This window comes from Halomonas sp. ISL-56, from assembly GCF_018612805.1.
GTDB lineage: Bacteria > Pseudomonadota > Gammaproteobacteria > Pseudomonadales > Halomonadaceae > Vreelandella.
Genome location: NZ_JAGGRO010000027.1, coordinates 1 through 6,949, shown reverse-complemented (window position 1 = coordinate 6,949; position 6,949 = coordinate 1). Strand labels below are relative to the sequence as shown.

At 58.5% G+C, this 6,949-nt stretch carries 3 protein-coding genes and 1 pseudogene; all 4 read right to left on the bottom strand.

All coding sequences use genetic code 11. From position 1 onward, the window contains the following. Positions 1-293, bottom strand: a 293-nt coding sequence (locus J7J49_RS22620; protein WP_353048403.1) for a DUF6531 domain-containing protein, incomplete at its 3' end; no start/stop codon positions are given. 96 nt (positions 294-389) lie between these two features. Beyond that, positions 390-1,340 (bottom strand): annotated as a pseudogene (locus tag J7J49_RS22615) (type VI secretion system Vgr family protein); the annotation flags it as partial. A gap of 96 nt (positions 1,341-1,436) precedes the next feature. Beyond that, the gene (locus J7J49_RS20265) at positions 1,437-2,591 is read right to left on the bottom strand and encodes an outer membrane protein assembly factor BamB family protein (RefSeq protein WP_215095239.1); all 1,155 of its coding nucleotides are present in this window, start codon (positions 2,589-2,591) and stop codon (positions 1,437-1,439) included. A 2-nt stretch (positions 2,592-2,593) separates the two neighbouring features. Further along, positions 2,594-6,949: RHS repeat-associated core domain-containing protein (locus J7J49_RS20260; protein ID WP_215095237.1), on the bottom strand; the 4,356-nt coding region annotated here is incomplete at its 5' end.

The following is a 6,949-nucleotide window of genomic DNA, read 5'->3' as shown; positions in this document are numbered from 1 at the left end:
CCCCCACGACAGATCCACAGCTGCTCGGTGGGCGAGAAGCGCGCCTGACCCGGAGCCAGTGAACCAAAGGTAATCTCACGGCCCTGGGCATCATGAACAATGCAGGCGTCGTCGTTGAGGGTAATGGCCAGGGACTCACCCGGGAGCGACCAGCCCTGTCCAAGAGCACCTACCTCGCCGTTACTGGAGAGGTAGCCACGGCTAAACACAAACGGCCGGGGCGCGGGGAGCGCAAAGTCGGTCTCCGCAGGCAGCAGCTTGGCGCCCAAGAGCGGGTTAACCGGGCTGCCCACGGCGGGTTGGCAGGCGCTGCAGTCGTCGGCCAGGCCATCGGTAATATCGATGTCATCCAGCGCTAACGGGGTGGCGGCGGTGATATCGCTGCTGAGTAGCGGGGTCTGGTGCGGGTCGAGGGTGACGTCCTCGCTCTCCTCAGGCTCGGCTTCCCCGGGTAAGCGGGGCAACACAATGGCGTGGCCCTGGCCACGCCCAGGGCTACCGCCGGAGTTGATCTTGACCTGAGGCCCCACAATGGTCACCCCGCCGGGGTCGAGCTTGATAAAGCTGCCGCCGGCTTTGAGGGTGATCTCGCTGCCCGCTTCCAACACGATCTGGCTGCCCGCCTTGTGGTGCAGCTCGCGGCCGGTCTCCACCAACTGAGACTCGCCGTAGACTTCATGGCGGGTTTGATCCACCTGGAGGTGGTCATCGCCCTTGATCTGGGTGTAGCGCTTACCGTGCACGGTCAGGTGATCGTCGTTATGGATCTCACTGAGCCGGTTACGATGCAGCTTAAGGTGACTGTCCCGGCGGATCTCCTCGGTGCGGTCGTTAAGCGTTAGCAACTCCAGGTCTTTCTGGGCATGCAGCCAGATTTGCTCCTCACCGGTGGCGTCCTCAAAGCGCAGTTCGTTAAAGCCGACGGACTTATGGCTCTGGGTACGGATCACCGTGCGCGTCTTGTGTTCCGGCAGCGGGTAGGGCGAGGTATTCACCGCGTGGTAGGTACGCCCGGTAATTAGCGGCTGATCCGGGTCAGCCTCCAAATGTGAGATTATAACCTCATGGCCGATCCGCGGGATCGCCATGCTGCCGTAGCCACCGCCTGCCCAGCCCTGGGCCACTCGCACCCAACAGCTCGCCGTCTCGTTGGGTTCGGCGTAGCGATCCCAGGGGAACTGCACCTTTACCCGGCCATACTCGTCGCAGTAAATCTCTTCGCCTTCCGGCCCGACCACAAAGGCCACCTGGGGGCCGTCGACGCGCGGTTTGGGGTTGGGCACCGGGCGAAAGGTTTGATCCCTGGGCATGATGACCAGCTCGTTATGGTAGCGGGTCATCTGCTTGCCACATTCATGAAGGCGGCTTTTTTGGAGGCCATACCTTGGCTTAAAGTAGTGGGAAAATGATAATCTTAATGATGATGAGCCAGCGTTTTACGGCTCCTTGATTGAATATACGGCCCCTTCAAACGTGCCAAATAAAAGGCCGTTTGACGACGAAACGATGGGCGTAAAGACGGCCCCTTCAATATCAAATGACCATGCTAATTGGCCATCTCCTTTATGTATAGCAACAACCCCATCACCAACATGTGAAAAATATACACGGCCACCGTGGATCAAAGGTGTCAGGCGTACAAACCCATCATTATCACGGCTCCATATAGATTTTCCCGAATTTACATCCAGAGCATGAAAACTTGTCTCGTAGCCATTTTCAGTACCCAGAAAAATACAGCACTCATCCACTACGACAGAAGACAGAGAGATGCCATCTAGCGGCGTTTCCCAGTTTTTTGTTCCGTCAATATGATAGGAGTAGAGAAAGGGTTCTTCCCGGCTGCCAGAGGTAAAAATCAAATTGTCTTCATGAAGTGCTATAGCCGCGCCACGAGGGTTATAGTCAGCCTCAATGTCGCTCTTGTGTGAAAAAACAACTTCTCCTGACTCCGCATCTAAGGCGTAGACATCGGTGTTACGCTCTTGGAAATAAACTAAACCATCTTTAGAGGAAAGCCCGCCCCAAAAATCGACAGGAGAAAATTGCCAACGCTCCTCCCCTGACAAGGCGTCAAAGGCGTAAATTTCATTCCCAGTTGAAAAAATAACGTTGCTAGCATGTGTTGTGATGCCCCATATCCCAGAGAAATCATCTGCTGTAAATGACCAAACCTCCTCTCCAGTGTGCTTATTTAGAGCAGCGATTTTGCTTCCATATGGTCGAGATGAATCAGTTACTACGCCCTCCCCAAAAAAAACCAGGTTTTCATACAGCGCTATGTTCCGACCAGTTTCGTCAAAAATGTCCGACGACCATTTTAGTGAACCATCATGCTCATCAACGGCATACAGTGTCCCTTCATATGTCGAGAAAAAGACCATGCCATCGGACACTATCATAGGAGACTGTATAGGGTTGCCATCGCCACTGAGACCTACACTTAAAAACTCGTCTTTTGTATAGGTCGACGGGGCCTCAAACACCCAGTTGATGCTGGGTTCTTTGCGTTGGTTTTCAACCCCCGATGCCAATAAAGGCCAGCAGAAAAAAGTAGCCATCAAAGCTGTATAAGTATTTTTTTTAAACATAATTAATGTGGCCTTCTTCCGTTCCAAGGAGGTATCGGTGGGAAGTCGCAATGCTGAAATAGTGTTTGCATCACTCTCGTTGTTGGTTCGTTAGCTTCATTAATACCTCGTATTTCTTCTGTGATTTCCAGGCTTCTGCGGTTTTCTTCGCGTGGAGCATCATTCATGCAACTATTAACTCTTTGGCTGATTTCTTCACTAGAAGCGGGCGTCATAGCGCCAAGATTTTGTTCTAGCTGACCGCAATAACGTTCATGGTTTTGTCTGTTTTGCTCGTTTACTGCTCTCCAATCATCGTCGATCTCGCCTACTTGTTCCTCCATAGCATCCCGAGTCGTTGTTCCGACATAACAAACACCTTGCTCGACTACCCAGACTTTAGAGAATATCGGTTTCAACCCCATCGGATCCACCATCCCCGTCGGATTGGTCACATAACCATACAAGTTCGTCCCGCCCCTCAACCCAATCGGATCTTGGCTGATATACCGACCCTGCTGCGGGTCGTAGTAGCGGTGGCGATTGTAGTAAAGCCCTGATTCTTCATCGTGCCATTGCCCCTGGAACCGTATCGGTTGGGTGAGGTTGCGTACGGCGCGTTGGTTTTTCACCGCGGCCCAGTCGTCGGGTTCGGCGAGCCAGCGGGGTTGGCCGTTGGGGGTGACCAACTGCATGGGCGTGCCCAGGGCATCGGTGATGTAGGCGCTGAGGATTTGGCCTTGCTGGGTGTCGTCGATTCTGAACATAGGCACAAAACTCCCCGGTTCGTAGACGACGGTAGTGCGCTGGTCGTCCGTTTCTTCCCGCACGATGCGGTCGCCGTCCCAGCCGTAGTGGGTGGTGGCGGTGGTGCCTTTGGGGTGGCGCACGGTTTTGCTGATGCGTCTTCCCAGGCCGTCGTAGCGGTAAGTGGCCTCGCGGGTCGCCCCTAGCTCGCTGGCGTGAATGAGGTGCACTAAACGGTTCGCGCCGTCGTAGCCCAGCGTCAGTCGTTCGCCGTTGGGCTGTTGGCGTTCGATCAAGTTACCGGCGCCGTCGTAGCGGTAGCGCGCCCCATTAAGCTGGGTGAGGCGGTTATCAGGCAGGGCCTGCTGGTTGTCAGAACGTTGCTCTAAGCGATTACCCGCCGCGTCTACGCTATAGCGGTGGGCATGGTCGCCATGCTGGCTGCCGATCAAACGTCCGGCGGCGTCGTAACTGTAAGCAATCACCTTAGAGGCCGGATCACCTTCCAGGCTGCGGAAGCTCATCCGGCCCAGGGCATCGTATTGATAACTCTGTTGGCTGGTGGTGTCCGGGCTGCGTAGGGTGAGGTGATCTAGCTGGCCGAGGTTGGTGTAGCCCCGTTCCAGCATTAATGGTTGGTTGTGCGCATTGGCGCTGGTACTAAGGCGACGCTGGGTCTCCCGGTGCAGGGCATCGGGTTCCAGGGCGATTTCCAGATCCAGGCCGGGGGCGCTCATGCCGTGCAGATGGCCGCTGCCGTAGGTGTGCCAGTTGAGCGCCGGTAGGTCGCCGAACTGACTGGCCTGGGGCGCGCCGGTGGCGGTGAGTCTATGCTGGTGTTGCCACTGCCAGCCACTCTCACCTGCTAGGCCCGCATGTTGCTGCTGTTCGCCGATTAAACGCTGGGCTTCGTTGTAGCGGAAGGTCACTTCGCCATGATCGTTGGTGACACTAATGAGTTGCCCATTCGTCCCCCACTGGTACTGCTCCGTGTTGGCCGGGGCGTGATCCGTGGCAGGCAAATGCCGGGCCGTCAGACGACCAGCTTCATCATAGTCGTACCGGGTGACCAGCGGCTGGCCGTCAGGGCCTGTGCGGTTGGCTTCGATACGTTCAATCAGTCGTCCGGCATCATCGTAGCGGTACTGCTGCTCGCGGCCGTCGGGGCCGGTCTCGCGGGCTAAGCGATCCATGTCATCATAAGCAAAGCGATACACCGCGCCGTTGCCCAGGGTGAGTTCGCTCAAGCGGCCAATGTCATCGTAGGCGGTAAACTGCTGGCTGCCGTCGGCCTCGATGCGCTGCACCGGGCGGCCGTGGTCATCAAAGAAGAACTGTTGCCTAAACCCTTGCGGGCCTTCCAGCTCCACCAAGCGACCAAGGGAGTCCACATGGTGGTGCCAGTAGAGCCCGTCGGGGAGCTGGGTGGCGATACGGCGGCCCATCTCGTCGTGCTGGGTGCGGGTGGTTTCACCCAGGGCATTGGTGACGCTGGCCAAGTAGCCGTTTCGGTCGTAGGCGTACTCGGTACGCTGCTGAGAGCAGTCGATTTGGGCGGTGGCTTGCCCCAGGGCGTTCCACTCGCGCTGATGGGTAGCACCCGCGGCATCGGTGACGGTGGTAGGGCGGTCAGGTAACTGCTCATTGTCATAGGCAAAAGCGGTGGTGCCTTCGGGCCCAGTGACCTCCAGCGGGTGGCCGCGCTCGTTACGGGTGATCTGCCAGCGCTGATTCTCGGGGCCTTCGATGCTCACCGGCTGCCCCAAAGCATCGCGCTCCATCGCCCAGCGCGTACCGTCTGGGCCGGTTTGAGCAATCACTTGGCCGTGGTCATCGCGCTCGATCAGCGTCTCGTGACCCAGGGGGTCCACGGTGGCTACCTTGAGACCGGCACGGTCGTAACGAAACTCAATGCGCGAGCCGTCGGCGCGGGTGTGGGCCGTCCATCGACGGCCGGGGCCGCTGCCCACAAAGTGGTAGCGCTCCTCCCGGCCCAGGCTGTCGGTGACCAGGGTGTGATCCACCTGATAACTGTAAGAGCGAGCCAGGCCACCAGCTTCTTGCTGGCCCACCACGCGGCCATCTGGGGCGTGGCGATCCCAAGTGTAGTGGGCTTCCATGCCCCCGGGTACCCGGTGGGCGGTGAGCATATTATCCTGCCATTCGAACTCGCGCACCACCTCGCCGTGGCGGTGGCGCACCGCAATCAGGTCGCCGGCGGAACTAAACGAATAGCGTACCAACCATTCGTCCGCTGTCTCACCATCGTGTGCCTGCACCAGCTTGACGCCGGTTAAGCGCTGCCCGTTATCGCCTTGCATAGCAGGAAGCAGGCTATCGTAGACCAGCTGGTAGTGACGCTGGGCGCTGTCGATCACTCCCACCAACAGATCCCCTTCCCAGCGGTACTGGGTGGTATAGCCGTTGCGGTCACGCTCTTCGATTAAGGGCCAGCGGGCGCTATCGTCTGAAGAACTAAATACATAGTAAAGCCCGCTGGCATCGCTCAGGGCGATACGCTCGGGATCACTACGCAACGTCTCGTCCAGGGCTTGCCAGCGGGGCGCGTTACTCGCTTCATCGCCTGAGGCACCGCCACGACGAATCCACAGTTGCTCGGTGGGCGAGAAGCGCGCCTGACCCGGAGCCAGTGAACCAAAGGTAATCGCTCGGCCCTGAGCATCATGAACAATACAGGCGTCGTCGTTAAGGCTGATGGCCAGAGACTCACCGGGAAGCGACCAACCTTGCCCCAGAGCACCTATTTGTTCGTTGCTGGAGAGATAGCCGCGGCTAAACACAAACGGCCGGGGCGCGGGGAGTGCAAAGTCGGTCTCCGCAGGCAGCAGCTTGGCGCCCAAGAGCGGGTTCACCGGGCTGCCCACGGCGGGTTGGCAGGCGCTGCAGTCGTCGGCCAGGCCATCGGTAATAGCGATATCGTCCAGCGCCAACGGGGTAGCGGCGGTGATATCGCTGCTGAGTAGCGGGGTCTGGTGCGGGTCGAGGGTGACGTCCTCGCTCTCCTCGGGCTCGGCTTCCCCGGGTAAGCGGGGCAGCACAATGGCGTGGCCCTGGCCGCGCCCGGGGCTGCCGCCGGAGTTGATCTTGACCTGAGGCCCGACAATGGTCACCCCGCCCGGGTCGAGCTTGATAAAGCTGCCGCCGGCTTTGAGGGTGATCTCGCTGCCTGCTTCCAACACAATTTGGCTGCCCGCCTTGTGGTGCAGCTCGCGGCCGGTCTCCACCAACTGCGCCTCGCCGTAGACTTCATGGCGTGTCTGATCCACCTGGAGGTGGTCATCGCCCTTGATCTGGGTGTAGCGCTTGCCGTGCACGGTGAGGTGATCGTCGTTATGAATCTCACTGAGTCGGTTGCGATGCAGCTTGAGGTGGCTGTCCCGGCGGATCTCCTCGGTGCGGTCATTGAGTGTTAGCAACTCCAGGTCTTTCTGGGCATGCAGCCAGATCTGCTCTTCACCGGTGGCGTCCTCAAAACGCAGTTCGTTAAAGCCGACGGACTTATGGCTCTGGGTGCGGATCACCGTGCGGGTCTTGTGTTCCGGTAGCGGGTAGGGCGGAGTATTTACCGCGTGGTAGGTACGCCCGGTAATTAGCGGCTGATCCGGATCAGC

Bases quoted from the DNA above. Each gene is read 5' to 3' on its own strand.
- J7J49_RS20265 (WP_215095239.1), bottom strand. From the start codon at position 2,591: ATGTTTAAAAAAAATACTTATACAGCTTTGATGGCTACTTTTTTCTGC.